Raw genomic sequence first — 14,880 nt, 5'->3', positions numbered from 1 at the left:
GGGATCAGTCGTCGGTCTTGATCTTCTTCATGATGAGGTGGGAATCCACCCGGGCCACGGCCCGCAATCCCATGAGCTTGCCCGTCAGGAAGGTCTCGAAGACTTCCTGATCGGTGACCGCCACCCGGACGAAATAATCGGGCCGGCCGAACAGCCGGTGGAATTCCACCACCTCGTCGTAGGAGGCGATGGCAGTCTCGAATTCTTCCACCGTCTGCAGATCGTTGATGCTGATCTCCACCGCGACGATCACCTCGAACCCGCGAGCCAGCGCCGCCGGGTCGACCTGTGCGCGGTAACCGCTGATCACACCGGCTTCCTCGAGCCGTTTCACCCGCCGCAGGCACGGGGGTGGTGTCAGTCCCACTCTCTTGGCCAGCTCGACGTTTGTGAGACGGCCGTCCTTGCGGAGATGAAACAAAATATCTCTGTCCACCGAATCGAGATGCATATATGTCTCACAGTGCTTGTTTCCGGTCAGATGAGGAAACCATATTACGCCGAAAGAATCATAAAATGACCTGGTGAACAGCACTTCGGCACCGACAGCGGTACCCGCCACCCCGGCTCCGGTCACGCCGCGCTCGGACCTGCGGTCGGCACTGATGGACACCAGCTCGGTCGGTCTCGCGCTGTTCCCGCTCGGGCTCGCGCTCGGAGTCCTGGTGGTGCACAGCCAGCTGGCCTGGTGGTGGGCGCCGGTGTTCGCCGGGGTCGTCTACGCCGGATCGCTCGAATTCCTGCTGATCGGGCTGGTCACCGCCGCCACACCGTTGGCGCAGGTGGCGCTGGCCGCGTTCCTGGTCAATTTCCGCCACGTCTTCTACGCGCTGTCGTTCCCGCTGCACCGGATCCGTGGCCGGTGGAGCAAAGGGTATGCGACCTTCGCGCTCACCGATGAGGCCTACGCACTCACCACCGGCCCGGCCGCCCAACGGTGGAGTGGCCGCCGCATCCTGTGGCTACAAGTCCTGTGCCAGGGGTACTGGGTCGCCGGAGCCACCGCCGGTGCCGCGAGCGCGGCGCTGATACCGGTCCAGCTCGAGGGCCTCGATTTCGCCTTGACCGCGCTGTTCGTCGTCCTGGCCGTGGACGGCTACCGCGCCGACCGGGATATACCGGTCCCGGTGCTCGCCCTGCTCTGCGCCCTGATCGCCCGGGTTCTGCTGCCCGGGCAGATGTTGCCGGTCGCGCTGGGGCTGTTCCTGGCGGCCCTGCTCGTCCGCCGGGCATTCACCGAGAAGGAGACCGCCGATGCCTGATACCGGCTATCTGATCGCCGCCACGGCACTGTGCTCGGTGATCACCTGGTCGCTGCGCGCCCTGCCGTTCGCGGTGCTCGCCCCGTTGCGCGCCAGCCGTATCGTCGACTATCTGGGTCGCCATATGCCGGTCGGCGTCATGGTCATCCTCGCCGCGTACACCCTGCGCGATATCGCCCCGGCGCAACTGTTGATCACCGGCCCCGCCCTTGCCGTCACCCTCGCCCTGCACCTGTGGCGCCACAACGCCGTCCTCAGCATCCTGACGGGTACCGCCGTCCACGTCGCATTGACCACCGCCCTGGCCCACACCTGACGTGTTCGTCTCGGCCACCCTCGACGTTCGGGTTGCCGCAGCGGTGACCCCGGCACGGTCGAGTCCCGGCAGATCTGCCGAAGCGGGAGCCCGGGCGACTGTGGCCTCGGTGGCGATCGGACCGCAGCGGGCTCAGCGGGCTCGGGTGCGGGCGAGGTTCCAGCTGTTCCAGGTGTCGTCGTCGAGCTGGTCGTCGAGCTTATCGAGTAGATCGTTGCGCATCGGGGCGGGCAAGCGGTCGAGGGCGGGGACGATATCGACCGACAGGTCGGCCAGGTAGCCGATATCGAGATCCTCGCCGCGCTCCCAGCGGTCGATGTTCTCGGTGGCGACCAGGCCCTCGGGGTTCAGTGCGGCCAGGGCCAGGAGGGCGGCCGTCCCCGTCGCGATGGCACTGCGCGGCAGCCACGCGGTTTCCAGGCGCAGGACGGCAATGATCACCAGCACATAGACGATGCCCAGCCAGAGTTCGCAGGTGCCGACCAGCAGCCGCAGCACGGTGAATCCGTACGCCTGCTGGTAGGTCCACATCCGTCCGAGCGCGGAGGCGATCATCACCAGCGTGAGCCCGCTGATCGCGCACAACAGGCCGCGCAACCACAGCCGGTCCACGGCGGTCCGGCGGGCGGCCCGGTGCAGGACGGGCAGGATGACGGCGAGGGTGAGCACGGTGACCGCGGAGAGCTGCCAGAAACCGCTCCGGGCATATTCGGCGTAGGTGAGGCCCGCGGTGCGCTGCACATAGTCGTCGCCACCGAACAGGGCCACCAGTTGTGCACCGAGGAACAGTGCGAACACTGCCGTCAGGGCGCCGACCGGCAGGCCCCACTCCAGCCGTGCCAGCGTCCGTTTCGCGGCTTTCGGCTGACCGTCGGCCGGGAGCGGGGGTCCGGCGAGCAGGTACAGGGCGCCCAGAGTTCCGATACCTGCCCAGACGAACACCAGCACCCAGCGAGTCAGGGTATCGCCGTCCATACGCGGCACCAGACCGTCGACCAGCGCGGCGAACGTGGCGTCGGCGCCGGCCAGCAGCGGGACGAACACCGCCAGCAACGCCACCGTGACCGCGGCGGACACACCGAGCCGGCGATTACGGGCACCGGCACCGTTCGGACGTTGACCCAGCGCGGTGTACACCCAGGCGACGGCACCGATCGACGCCAGCGGAACAGCCAGCGCATCCCGGAATACCCCGCGCTCCGACCGCCGGCCCACCACCGCAAGCGACCCGGCCACGGCCGCGGCCGCCACACACAGAACGAAGAACCACCCCGCAGCCCGGAAAGTACCGACCGCCAGCAACGCCAGGGCCGCGATCGCCCACCACAGACGTTCTCGGTTCGGAGCCTGTGCGTGCGCCGCTCCCGCGGCCCGGCTCGCCCGGCGATGGACCACACCGACCGCGGCCGCCGCCGTTGAACCCGTGAGCAACCAGCCGATTCCGGGGCGATCGAGCGGAACGGTCGCCGCGGCGACCAAACCCGTGACCGCCGCCGCGGGCAGGACACCCGCCGGGTACGCGATCAAGTGCCGGCGTGCTGTGACTGCCGGTGGCCTCGTGTATTCCGGTGCACCCAGTGCGCTGGGCGGTTGCAGTGGTGCCCGGTTGCCGGGACCTCGGACTGTGGGATCCGCGGCAGATTCGTTCTCGGCGGGGTGTTTCGCAATATCGGCGACCGCAATCGGTGAACCGTATGCCGACGCGGCCGGATTTCCTGCTCCGGCGGCGTGACGTCGAGCACCGGTCGGGGCAGCGGTACCGGCCGGTTCGGCTGCGGCATCTGATGTTTCGGTTGCCCCCGCCGTCACGAGCGTGTCGGCCGAACTCGCCGGATCCGCAGACACGGTCGACCGGGCCGATCCCAACGGGTTGCATGTTGCCGCTGCCGGGATCGGTTTCGCGTTGTCGGTCGCTGCTGTCGAGTCGTCGGGCTGCACGGGGTCGGCCGTTGCTGGGAGTTCTGTCGGTGTCGCCGGACCGGTTGTTGCCGGGGTCCCGGCCGGTCTCGCGCGGTCGGTTGTTCCTGTCGAGTCGTCGGGTTTGGGCGGGGCGGTGGTTGCTGGGAGTTCTGTCGGTGTGGCCGGGCCGGTTGTTGCCGGGGTCTCGGTCGGTTTCCCGCGGTCGGTTGTTCCTGTCGAGTCGTCGGGTTTGGGCGGGGCGGTGGTTGCTGGGAGTTCTGTCGGTGTGGCCGGGCCGGTTGTTCCTGTCGCGTCGGCCGGCGTCAGCAGATCGGCCGTGGCCGCGGGATCGGTGGGTAGCGACGGGTCGGTTGTCCCCGCCGGCGCGGCTGATCTCGACGGGTCTGCCGGTTCGGCGGAAGCCGTCGAACCGACGTTCTCGGTCGTATCCGCGGTTCCGGGCATCGCTGAGTTCGCGGTTGCCGGCGAGTGTTCGGGCTCCGCCGGTTCCGGCGACGTCGCCGGGCTCGTCTGTTTCGGGTCGTCGTTGTTCGGTGCGGCTCTTCTGGGCATGGGGGTCCCTCCTGCGGGTGTGCGTTATCGCCCCGGGGCCGATCGGCGGCCGGGCTGGGCAGATGGATCGGTCAGTGGTCGGGAGGTTCGGTGGCCGGGAGGATCACGCGGATCCGGGAGCCGGGGTCGGTGACGGCGATGGAGCCGCGGTGCAGATCGATCACCCAGCGGGCGATGGCCAGTCCGAGACCGGTGCCACCGCCGTCGGTGCGGCCGCCGCGGGTGAAACGGTCGAAGATTCGCTCGCGCTGGGCGGGTGGTATGCCAGGGCCGTCGTCTTCGACGTCGATGACGAGGTCACCGCCCGCAGTGTGGGCGCGCAGCCGGACCTCACCGCCGGCCGGACCGTGCCGGGCGGCGTTGTCCAGGAGGTTCAGCAGAACCTGGTGCAGGCGGGCGCGGTCGGCGCAGACGGTCGCGGTCTCCGGTTCGACCTCGCTGCGAAAGCGGATTCCGCGGCCCGATGCCGCCGTCATGACCTCCACCTCGGCAACCACCTCCGCGAAAAGCGGTGCGATGGCGAATACGCCGCGGTCGAGCGGGACGGCGCCCGCTTCGATACTCGATATGTCGAGCAGTTCGGAGACCAGCCGCCCGAGTCGTTCGGTTTGGGCGAGAGCCGTTTCGAGTGTTTTCGGGTCGGGTTGCGATACCCCGTCCACGAGGTTCTCCAGGACGGCGCCCAGCGCGGTGATCGGGGTACGCAATTCGTGCGAGACATTCGCGATGAGGTCGCGGCGCTGCTGGTCGGCGTCGGCCAGATCGTCGGCCATCCGGTTGAACGCCGCGGCCAGCTGGCCCACTTCGTCGCGGGAGGAGGCGCGTACCCGGCTCGTGTAGTCGCCGCGCGCCATCCGTTGCGCGGCCGCGGTCATCTCCCGCAGCGGCATGGTGATGCCGTGGGCCAGAAACTGGGAGGACACCAGCGCGATCACCATCGCCGCCAGCGTGGTCATCGGTGGCAGCCAGCCGATCTGCAGGCGGAAGTAGCCGAACGCGAGTCCGCCCGCGAACAACATCAGGACGGCCAGTTTGAGTTTGATGGAGCGGATCCGGTCCAGCGGCCGCGGCAGCACCGCCGCTACCCGGTCCGATGCCCGCCGCGCTCCGCCCAGGACCCCGCCCCGGTCCGCGGAATCGGTGCGCGTGGGCCCGCTCATCTGCTCTCCAGGGCGTAGCCGACACCGTGGACGGTCCGGATCAGGTCGGCGCCGAGTTTGCGGCGCAACGCCTTGATATGACTGTCGACCGCGCGGGTGCCCGCGGCATCGGCCCAGTCCCAGACCTCCTCGAGGAGCCGTTCGCGGGCCAGCACCGCGCGGGGACGTTGCGCCAGCCGGGCCAGCAGATCGAATTCCAGCGGCGTCAGTTGCGCTTCGACTCCGCCACGCCAGACCCGCCGCTGATCGGCGTCGATCCGCAGATCCCCGACCACGGTGATCGCGGCGTTCTGTCCTGCGGCGCGTTCGACCCGCCGCAGCAGGGCGTGTACCCGGGCGGTGAGTACCCGCAGGGAGAACGGTTTGGTGAGGTAGTCGTCGGCGCCGACCCCGAGACCGATGAGCTGGTCGGTTTCGTCGGTGCGCGCGGTGAGCATCAGCACCGGCACCGGACGTTCGGCCTGGATCCGCCGGCAGACTTCCAGTCCGTCGAAACCGGGCAGCATGATGTCGAGTACGACGAGATCGGGTTCGAATATGCGCGCGGCGGCGACCGCGGCGGGCCCGTCGTGGGCCAACTCCACCGTGAACCCTTCGGCCCGCAACCGCGCCGCCACGGATTCCGCGATGGTGAGCTCGTCGTCCACCACCAGGATCCGACGCGCCGTCGCTCCCCCTACCGGTGCCTTCTGTTCCATGATCGGGGAGCCTAGCCACCCCGTGTGGAGAGAACAGGCCTCTATTGTGGAGATTCTGTGTGCCCGGCGGCCCGATCGCCGGGAACCGCCTGCGGTGTCGGTGGTGAAACTTATGATGGGGGTGGTTGATTCGCTGGGCAGCCGGGGGTTCTCATGTACGAAATGCCACCTGATCCGTTCAATCCCGACTCGACGGATCGGCTGGTCCGCCGCGAACGACGCTGGGGCCGGATTCGGCGTGTGCTCGGTTCACCGGAAGCGATCGGTATCGGGGTCGTGGTGGGATTACCGATCGCGATGCTGGTGATCACGTCGGTTGCCGTACCGCTGTTCCGTTCCGAACCTGCGGAAACGGTGGCACAGCCTTCGGCAACGCCCGTACTGATCGAGCACGCACCGGTCGATCTGTCCCGCCCCTTCGCCGCCACACCCGCCGCGAACTGGGCGGAGGGCGAGGCCGGGATCGTGGTACCGCCCGCGGTACCCATCGGACGGTATTCGGCCGATCAGGTCGCGCGGGCGATGGCGGCGGTCCGGCACCTGATCAGTACGGCGCGGTTGAACCGGCACGTTCTCCATACGCATGACCCGGAACCGGTGCTCGCACTACTCGCACCGCACCAGGCCGATGAGGCACGAAAGCTGCTGCGACCCGGCAACGAACCTGAGACCTGGTGGCTCACCACCAAGATCGCCCCGGATTTCCGGCTGCTACCGGTGGTGCCGCGGGTGACCGGGTCGATGACACCGATTCTGAATCCCGAGGGCGAATTGACGATCCGGACCAACTATCTCGTCGCCTACGCCTTTCATGTCGACTACCCGGAGATACTGAGCGGTCCGCTGGATATCGTCTCGGTCGTCCGGCGGGAAGCCGACTACGTCTGGGTGGACGACGCGCAATACGACGCGGGCTCGCAGGGCATCTACTACGGAGATGTCCAAGGGCATGCCTACTCGGTGAACTGCGCACTGCACGACAAGGGTTATCTCGCTCCCAACTACAGCAACCCGCCCGTCGGGTTCGCCGAACCGGACCAGCGCGAACCCGAGGAATACTTCGACCCGAACGCCCCGCTCCCGACCGAAAACGGCTGCTGACACAGCGAACGGCGTGTACCGCCCCGGGAAGGGCCGGTACACGCCGTGCTTCGGTACGGCCGGTGTCTCAGAGTGCGAGCACCGCGGGGATGGTCAGAACCGCCACGTAGTAACCCATGAACAACACTCCGGCGTGGATCTTGAAGAACCGGCACAGCAGCCCGCCGACCAGGCCGACCGTGAGGGTCACGGCGAGGCCGAGTACCCCGCCCTCCCAGACACTGATCACCACGACCAGTCCGGCGAACGCGGCGATGATGGCCTCGTGGCTCACGTAGCGTACGACGATACTGGCGGCCCGGTGGGCGAAGTTCATCGCGAACGGGTAGGCGATGAGCACCGCCACCGCGACGGCGGCAAGCCCGTAGAAGAGGAATTCGATATTGGTGAGCGCGGTCGACAGATTGTCGATATTGCCGTTGCCGTCATCGGTGGTGAAAACCGGTGGGGCGTTGAACAGCGGTGCGGCGGGCCCGGCGGCGACCGGGCTCAACGGCAGCCCGAACGCGATGAGCGGGATGAGCGCTTCGGCGATATAGGTCGATTCGGTGGTGCCGTTGCGCGCGGCGATCACCGAGGTGAGCCGGCGGTACCCGTGTTTGACCCTGGTGGCGACCACTTCGCCCATCAGCACCGTCATGGCGACCGGACTGAATACGAACGTCGCGCTGGACACCGTGGCGGTGGCCGCGACATAGCCGGTCTGCCCGCGGTCGAGGATCCGGAACGGATTGGGGAAGTAGCCCTTCCAGGTCTTGACATCGGGAGCGAGCCATACCGTCGCCGGCTCCTTGCGCGCCATCTCGGCACGTCCCTGCGGGCCCAGTGACAAGAAGAGGTCGGCGATCAGCGGTCCGACGGCGATACCGAGGAAATAGCTGATATTGAGTGCGACATCGTAGGACTCGGTCAGCTGTTTGAGACCCAGGACAAGGACGACGAACGGTACGAGCGCGAGCACGCCCGCCCATTTCCCGGGCGACGCATAGGCGATACCGATCGCGGCCAGCAGGAACAACCACGGCGCGGCGGACTGGACGTGGTCGGCGACCGGGGCCAGCAGCGTGGCGAACAGGACCGCGGCCGGGACGGCGATCACGGCGGCGATCACGGCCGCGGAGATCGCTTTGCGGAGTGCGATATGCGGTACGCCCAGCGCACGCAGCATCCGCGCTTCGCGCATGAGCGGGACCGCCATCGTGTCCCCGGGGATCCCGAGCAGCGTGGTCGGCGCCGCATGCGTCATATGTTTGGCCACGGCTCCCGCGAGGAAGAACGTGAACACCGCCGCGGGCGGCGCGCCCAACAGGATGACCAGCAGAGTCAGTGGGGCGATGGTCGCGGTTTCGTCGGTCCCCGACACCATTCCGATCAGCGAGAAGACGATCGCGCCGATCACGGCGAGTATGACGGCCAGCGCGATATCGCTGGTGAGGATCGCACTCATGACGTTGCCCCGGTGTTCTCGCGTTCGGCCGCGGCGAACCGCGGGCGCAGCCCGAGATCGTCGAGTTCACGCCGGGTGTGGTCGGGCAGGTCGTCCAGCGATCCCAGGCCCTGCCGTTCTTCGCGCAACGCGGCGATGACCTCGCCGACGGCCGCGTCTTCGGACGCGTCGGTGACCACGACCCGTTTCGGCCGGAACATCCGCCCGCAGATCACCCCGGCCACCACACAGCCGGCGATACCCACCAGCAGGGCGTAGGCGTCGGCCAGCGATTCGTTCGCCACGAACGAGGAGAATGCCCAGTCGGACAGCAGCAGCGCGGCCAGGCTCACCCCGATGCCGATGACCACGGAGAAGGCCAGATGGCGACCGACGACGGTGTCACCCCACACCTCCAGGTACTGCGGGTGTTCGCCGCCCGGGGCGGCCGGTGCGGTGGCGGGTGGGTCGGCCGGTGCCGCCGGCACTGGCGGCGCGGGTTCGGTGGGCATGGGTACTCCGTCGGCGTCGAGGGGTCGGGCGGGGTCAGGAAGTCGAGGCGGCGAGTGCGCGGACCACTCGCGAAGGGCCGGGGCGGCCGAGGACGGTGGACATCCACTGGGAGGTCGCGGCCAGCGCGTCCAGGTCGATGCCGGTGGCGATACCTAGTCCGTGCAGCATCCACACCAGATCCTCGGTCGCGAGGTTTCCGGTGGCCCCGGCGGCATAGGGGCAGCGGCCCAGGCCGCCGGCCGCACTGTCGAACTCGGTGACGCCGGCGGTCAGGGCGGCATAGACGTTCGCGAGTGCCTGGCCGTAGGTGTCGTGGAAATGCATCGCCAGGGTCTCGGGGTGGAGCCCGCGCGCGAACAGGGCCTCCAGGAGGTCGTGGACGTGTCCGGGTGTGGCGACACCGATGGTGTCGCCCAGCGAGATCGAGGCCACCCCCATATCGAAGAGGTATTCGGCGATATCGGCGACGGCACCCGTGTCGACGGCGCCCTCCCACGGATCTCCGAAGCACATCGAGATGTATGCGCGGGTGGCGAGCTGGTGCGCTCCGGCGCCGGCCACGACGGGGCGTGCGGATTCGAGCGCGCCGCGGACCGTGGTGTTGAGGTTTTTCTCCGCGAAGGTCTCGGTCGCGCTGACGAATACGGCGAGTTCGGTGGCGCCGGCGGCCAGTGCCCGTTCGAGCCCGCGGCGGTTCGGGGCCAGGACCACCTGGCGGATATCGCGGGGTAGATCGAGGCCGGCCAGCAAGTCTTCGGCATCGGACAGCTGCGGAATCCAGCGCGGTGACACGAAACTCGTGAGCTCGACGGCCGAAACACCCGCGGCGACGAGACGCCGGCAGAATTCGGCCTTGTCCGCCGTCGGTACCACGGTGGCCTCGGCTTGGAGGCCATCGCGGGGGCCGACTTCGTAGACCCGGACCGCGGCCGGCATACCCGGCCGGGGGTGCGCGTGTGGCATCGGCCGCCGGACTGTGGTGAGATCCGAGCTCATCTCAGCTCCGGCTCCGCAGCTCCGCGAGCACCTTCTCGGCGTGCTCGACCCGGATGTTCTTGTCCTGGATGAGTTGCGTGACGACGATGTCCAACTCCGCGGCATCCGCGCCGGCGGTCACCGCGACGGTCCGGGCGTGCAGACTCATATGCCCGCGCTGGATACCTTCGGCGGCCAGGGCGCGGCAGGCGGCGAGGTTCTGGGCCAGGCCCACCGCGACCACGACCTCGGCGAGTTCGCCGGCCGTCCCCACCCCGAGAATTTTGATCGCTGCCTGCGCCACCGGGTGCGCCTTGGTGGCGCCGCCGACCAGGCCGACCGCCATCGGCACTTCGAGGGTTCCGGACAGATGCCCGTCGGCGGTTTTCTCGAAATGCGACAGCGCGGTGTACCGGCCGTCGGCGCCGACGGCGTGGGAGTGACAGCCCGCCTCGACGGCGCGAGTGTCGTTGCCGGTGGCCAGCACCGCGGCGGTGATGCCGTTCATAATGCCTTTGTTGTGGGTGGCGGCGCGGTAAGGGTCGGCCTCGGCGAGTGCCGAGGCGTGCACGATATCGTCGACGACCTGCGGCCCGCCCAGCAGATCGCGGTCGAACACTGCGCGGGCCCGCACGATCCGCCGGTCGGCCATATTGGTGAGAATGCGGAGCAGCGGCCGCCCCCCGGCGATCTCGGCGAGCCGGGGTGCGATGGCTTCGGCCATGGTGTTGACCGCATTGGCCCCCATCGCATCGCGCACATCGACCACCAGATGCGCCACGACATGGGTGCCGGTCCGGGTCGGGACCAGACGTACGTGCAGATCCCGGGCGCCGCCGCCGAACCGGACCAGCGTCGGATCCTGTTCGTTGGCGAGGTCCACGACGGCCGAACGTTGTTCCAGGATGCGTAGCCGCGCGGCCTCGGGGTCGGGTAGGTCGAGCAACTGGATCTGCGCCTGCATCACCGGACCGGTATCCGAGGTGAAGAATCCGCCCAGGTCGCGGGCCATCCGCGCGGCATTGCTCGCCGCGGCGACGACCGACGGCTCCTCCGTCGCCATGGGGACCAGGTAGTCGCGGCCGTTGATCCGGAAGTTGGTGGCGATGCCGACCGGGATACCCAGCACGCCGATCACGTTCTCGATCATGTGATCGGCATGCCCGGTGTCCAGGCCGCGCGCGGGGTCGAGGACATCCAGGTCCGCGACAGCAACCCCGGTCCGTTCGGAAACCACCGAGCGGCGCTGCTCGACGGACGAGTCCTTGAAGCCGGGAATTCTGCTGTTGACGGTCACTGCGCCCTCCATATCGCGGGGACGCGGTATCCGCGGCCCCGGGGAAAATCTGCCGGATCCGACGCTACGACCACGCTGTAACCGGCGACATGTGGTAATAGCACATGAAATCGCTTGTTCAGTGTGTTGACAGCCCATTCGGTCGTCATAGCCGCGATACCGAACGCAACTCGTCCAGCCGGGTGGCGAGCGAAATACGGAACAGGTGTTCGTCGTGGCGCCAATCCGCACCGAGCAGGGCTTTGAGGCGGTCGAGACGCTGCAGGATGGTGTTGGTGTGATAGTTCAGCGCTCGTGCGGTTTTCGTCGGGCTCGCCTCGTGCCGCACGAAGGTACGCAGGGTGGTGAGCAGATCGGTGCCGTGCCGGGCGTCGTAGTCGACGACCGGGCCGATGGTGAGATCGAGAAACGAGTGCAGGGCCTCCGGGTTCGTCCCGAACAGGACCGTGTACGGGGCGTAGGCGTCGGTGGCGACGGCGCCGTTGTCGATCCCCAGCCCCGCCAGCAGGCGCACCGTCTGCTGTGCGGTACGGAACAGGCGCGGGAGATCGTCGGGTGTGGCGGCGCGCGGCGGGGTCACCAGGAGGACCGGGGCTCCGAGCGCGCCGATGAGATGGGTGCGGAGGTCGTTCGCGAAGGCCATCGGATCAGCGGCCGATCCGATCACGGCGACGGTGGCCGCATGCTCGCCCACCAACCCGCTGTCGCCGAGAAACCCTGCGGCGGCGCGTTCCGCGCGGACTCGCCTGTCCGGCGGCACCTCGACGATATGCAGCGTTTTCAGATCGGACGAGGTCAGGCGGTGGTTACGCATCCGCTGGTCCATATCGCGCCGCCTATCCGGCGACGAATCCAGCAGGTCGGCGACGAGTTCGCCGCGCTCGCGACGGTAGGCGTCGGTGACCGCCCGCTGTTGCAGGGCGAGCAGCGCCGCGACCTGGGCCGCCCGCTCGATCGTGCGCCGCTCTACCGGACCGAGTTCCACACTTCCGGGCGTGAGCAGCAGCGCGCCGAAATACAGTTCACCGGCGGTGACGGCGGCCACCGCCTCGACCGACCTGTTGTTCTCGACCGTCCGGCAGTGCCCGCTCGACCGGCTCACCGAGATCGCGGCGCGCACATCCGGCGACAGACTCACCACGACGTGCTCGTTGTCGGCGGCCGCGGAGGTGGCGATCGAAAAGGATTCGGCGTCGACAATGGTCACCCGCCGGTCCAGCGCCGCGGCCAAGGTGCGTGCGACCTGCGTGAAACCGCCTCCGGACAGCACGGCGTGGACGAGTTCCTGGTGCACCGCGCTCGACCGGTCCCGGGCTTCCAGATGCGCGGTCAGCTTCTCCAGGGCACCGCGGGTGCGGTCTTGCGATTCCCGGAGTTGCGCGAGGATATTCGCGGTCTGCAGCACCACCGAGGCATGGTCGGCCAGCGCCGAGAGCAGCGCGATCTCTTCGGGAGTGAACCGGTGTTCCTGCCGCGTCGCGGCGAAGAGGACGCCGAGCACGGTGCCGTCGGACAGCATCGGCACACCGAGGATCGAAACGATCCCTTCGGCGAAGACGGCATCGTCGATGGTGTGCTCATGGGGGCCCTCCACGTACTCGCTGTAGCGGGGCACCCACTGTGCCGACCGGGTATCGGCGATCCGGCTCGCCAGCCCCGTCCCGGCGGGGACGTGCAGATCCTGGAACTGCGGGGTCACCGCACCCATCGTCTTGCGGACGTGCAGGTCGCGGGTGGAGGGGTCGAATTCCGACAGGTAGGTCACATCGGTGCCCATCATCTCGTGGGCGCGCGCCACCAACCTGGCCAGCAGCGCATCGATATCGCGGACCTCGGCCAGATCGCGGGCACTGGAGAACAGTGCGGTGAGCTCCTGTTCGCGCCGGCGCAGACGCGCGACCTCGGCGCGGTCGCGGCGTACCCGGTCCACGATCTCGCCGCTCGCGCCGGTCTCCAGGCCCAGCTCGGTCAGCGAGCCCGCCAATGCGGTGATATCCGGTTCACCGTGGGTGACGGTGCGAAGCACCTCCTGGACGAGACGCGCGACGTCACTGCTGTTCATGGGCTACATGATTGCCCCCGCGTCGTCGAGTCGAATCGTGCCCCCGGCCGGTTCACAGCCTGGTCATCAACAACCAGGCCATATACGCGAGGTAGGTCGCGACGAACCCCGCGCCCTCCCACCGGTTCAGTCTCCGGCCGGTGAGGAAAACCGGGAGGCATACGAGCGCCGCGGCCACCATGAGGATCAGGTCCAGCGCCAGCACATCGTCGGGTACCGGCACCGAGCCGGGCGCCACCAGGACAGTGGGCCCGAGGATCAGCGCGATATTGAACACGCTGGAGCCGAGCAGGTTGCCCAGAGCGATATCCCGGTTGCCGCGCACGGTGGAGACCAGGGTGGTGACCAGCTCCGGTGCCGAGGTGCCGACGGCCACGATGGTCAGGCCGATTACGGCGTCGGTGACGCCGAGGTCGCGGGCTACCGTCACCGCCCCGTCGACGAGGAATTCGGATCCGGCCACCACCACGGCGAGCCCGACGACGAGCAGCAGTGCCTCGCGCACCACGGAACGCTCGCGGGCGGGCGGACCGGCAGAGGTTCCGGTACCGTCGGCAGCTCGGGAATTGCCGGTCGTGCTGTCCGTCCGCTGTGCATCGCTACGGGCGAGCGCCGTCATCAGCAGCAGATACGCGGCTCCGTAGAGGCACAACCACACCCCGTCGCGGGTGTTCAGGTCGCCGTCGCGGGCAAGGACGAACAGCAGTACCGCCGCCCCGATCATGGCGGGTAGGTCGATGCGCAGGGTCCGGTTCTCGAACGTGATCGGCCGGATGAGTGCGCTGAGACCGAGGATCAGCAGGATATTGACCACATTGGTCCCGACGATGTTCCCCACGGCCAGACCGGCATTCCCTTGCCGGGCGGCGTTGAGGCCCACCGCCAGCTCCGGAAGGCTGGTGCCCAGGGACACGATCGTCATGCCCACCACGAGGGGGCTGATACCGAACCGGGCCGCGATGGCCGACCCCTCGCGCACCACGAGCTCGGCGCCCACCACCAGAGCCGCCAGCCCGAGCAGCAATGCGAGCACCGGATTCACGGCGTTCCCCTCCCTGCACGAGGACGGGAAATACGCTACTCGAGCCGGTCACCGATGGTGGGACGACGCACCGAGCAGGTGTATGCCGGTGGGCGACCTATCCGGTCAGCCCGGATACCCGTTCCACCACCACGAGGGGGATTTCCCGCTCGGTCTGCTGCTGATGCGCGGCCATATGCGGGAATTGCTCCGAAAGCATGTCGAACAGTCGCTCGCGTTCGGGCCCGCCGGCGGTGTGCGTGGTACTGGTGAACAGGTCGATCCCCGCGGAGGTGGGGCGTTCGACGATGACCTGCGGGTGGGCGGCCAGATTCCGATACCACGCCGGATGCTCGGCCGCGGCCATATTGGACGCCCACAGCACTATTCGGTCGTCACCGTCGGTCAGATAGGCGAGCGGCACGATATGTTGCCGCCCGCTGCGCCTGCCGACCGTGGTCAGCAGGACGAGGTCGGCTCCTTTCAGCATTCCCTCCATCGTGATCTCCCCGCCGTTGGCGCGGAAATTGTCCACTACAGACCTGTTGAACGCGGGCATATCACTCGGCAACGACAT

General features: G+C 68.3%; 14 protein-coding genes. 3 read left to right on the top strand and 11 right to left on the bottom strand.

From position 1 onward, the window contains the following. Positions 1–4: 4 nt before the first annotated feature. Complete coding sequence (locus ACFWPH_RS06530) at positions 5–451, bottom strand: Lrp/AsnC family transcriptional regulator (RefSeq protein ID WP_280418841.1); 447 nt, start codon at positions 449–451, stop codon at positions 5–7. 73 nt (positions 452–524) lie between these two features. Here ACFWPH_RS06530 and ACFWPH_RS06525 point away from each other — a divergent pair, with 73 nt between their 5' ends. Together ACFWPH_RS06525 and ACFWPH_RS06520 are read left to right on the top strand one after the other, a co-directional pair. Then, a complete protein-coding gene (locus ACFWPH_RS06525; protein ID WP_378748555.1) occupies positions 525–1,262 on the top strand; it encodes an AzlC family ABC transporter permease in 738 nt (245 codons plus the stop codon). After that, on the top strand, positions 1,255–1,578 hold the full coding sequence (locus ACFWPH_RS06520; RefSeq protein WP_378748554.1) for a branched-chain amino acid transporter permease: 324 nt from the start codon (positions 1,255–1,257) through the stop codon (positions 1,576–1,578). The genes ACFWPH_RS06525 and ACFWPH_RS06520 overlap by 8 nt, the downstream gene beginning before the upstream one ends. 132 nt (positions 1,579–1,710) lie before the next feature. Here ACFWPH_RS06520 and ACFWPH_RS06515 read toward each other — a convergent pair whose 3' ends face one another. The 3 genes from ACFWPH_RS06515 to ACFWPH_RS06505 all read right to left on the bottom strand — a co-directional run bounded on the left by ACFWPH_RS06515 (position 1,711) and on the right by ACFWPH_RS06505 (position 5,908). After that, positions 1,711–3,105, bottom strand: a complete 1,395-nt coding sequence (locus tag ACFWPH_RS06515; RefSeq protein ID WP_378748553.1) for a DUF4153 domain-containing protein — start codon at positions 3,103–3,105, stop codon at positions 1,711–1,713. Between the two features lie 1,016 nt (positions 3,106–4,121). After that, entirely contained in the window at positions 4,122–5,069 is a 948-nt protein-coding gene (locus ACFWPH_RS06510; RefSeq protein WP_378749404.1) for an ATP-binding protein, read from the bottom strand. A 137-nt stretch (positions 5,070–5,206) separates the two neighbouring features. Further along, complete coding sequence (locus ACFWPH_RS06505; RefSeq protein WP_378748552.1) at positions 5,207–5,908, bottom strand: response regulator; 702 nt, start codon at positions 5,906–5,908, stop codon at positions 5,207–5,209. Between the two features lie 162 nt (positions 5,909–6,070). On the opposite strand from ACFWPH_RS06505, the gene ACFWPH_RS06500 reads away from it, so the two are divergent. Further along, positions 6,071–7,009, top strand: coding sequence for a hypothetical protein (locus ACFWPH_RS06500; RefSeq protein ID WP_378748551.1), 939 nt, complete (start codon positions 6,071–6,073; stop codon positions 7,007–7,009). Between the two features lie 67 nt (positions 7,010–7,076). Here ACFWPH_RS06500 and ACFWPH_RS06495 read toward each other — a convergent pair whose 3' ends face one another. From ACFWPH_RS06495 to ACFWPH_RS06465, 7 genes are all read right to left on the bottom strand, one after another. Continuing rightward, positions 7,077–8,456, bottom strand: coding sequence for a tripartite tricarboxylate transporter permease (locus ACFWPH_RS06495; protein ID WP_378748550.1), 1,380 nt, complete (start codon positions 8,454–8,456; stop codon positions 7,077–7,079). Then, positions 8,453–8,947, bottom strand: coding sequence for a hypothetical protein (locus tag ACFWPH_RS06490; protein WP_378748549.1), 495 nt, complete (start codon positions 8,945–8,947; stop codon positions 8,453–8,455). The genes ACFWPH_RS06495 and ACFWPH_RS06490 overlap by 4 nt, the downstream gene beginning before the upstream one ends. Before the next feature lie 34 nt (positions 8,948–8,981). Further along, the gene (locus ACFWPH_RS06485; RefSeq protein ID WP_378748548.1) at positions 8,982–9,944 is read right to left on the bottom strand and encodes a hydroxymethylglutaryl-CoA lyase; all 963 of its coding nucleotides are present in this window, start codon (positions 9,942–9,944) and stop codon (positions 8,982–8,984) included. Between the two features lies 1 nt (position 9,945). Further along, a complete protein-coding gene (locus ACFWPH_RS06480; RefSeq protein WP_378748547.1) occupies positions 9,946–11,220 on the bottom strand; it encodes a hydroxymethylglutaryl-CoA reductase, degradative in 1,275 nt (424 codons plus the stop codon). Positions 11,221–11,365: 145 nt separating this feature from the next. After that, positions 11,366–13,282, bottom strand: a complete 1,917-nt coding sequence (locus tag ACFWPH_RS06475) for a helix-turn-helix domain-containing protein (protein WP_378748546.1) — start codon at positions 13,280–13,282, stop codon at positions 11,366–11,368. Positions 13,283–13,334: 52 nt separating this feature from the next. Then, positions 13,335–14,324 (bottom strand): calcium/sodium antiporter, encoded by a 990-nt coding sequence (locus ACFWPH_RS06470; RefSeq protein ID WP_378748545.1) that lies wholly within the window; start codon positions 14,322–14,324, stop codon positions 13,335–13,337. Between the two features lie 97 nt (positions 14,325–14,421). After that, a complete protein-coding gene (locus ACFWPH_RS06465; protein WP_378748544.1) occupies positions 14,422–14,880 on the bottom strand; it encodes a nitroreductase/quinone reductase family protein in 459 nt (152 codons plus the stop codon).

This window comes from Nocardia sp. NPDC058499 (assembly GCF_042719915.1).
In the GTDB taxonomy this organism is placed as follows: domain Bacteria; phylum Actinomycetota; class Actinomycetes; order Mycobacteriales; family Mycobacteriaceae; genus Nocardia.
The sequence above is the reverse complement of the archived record's forward strand: the minus strand, read 5'-3'. Positions and strand labels throughout refer to the sequence as shown.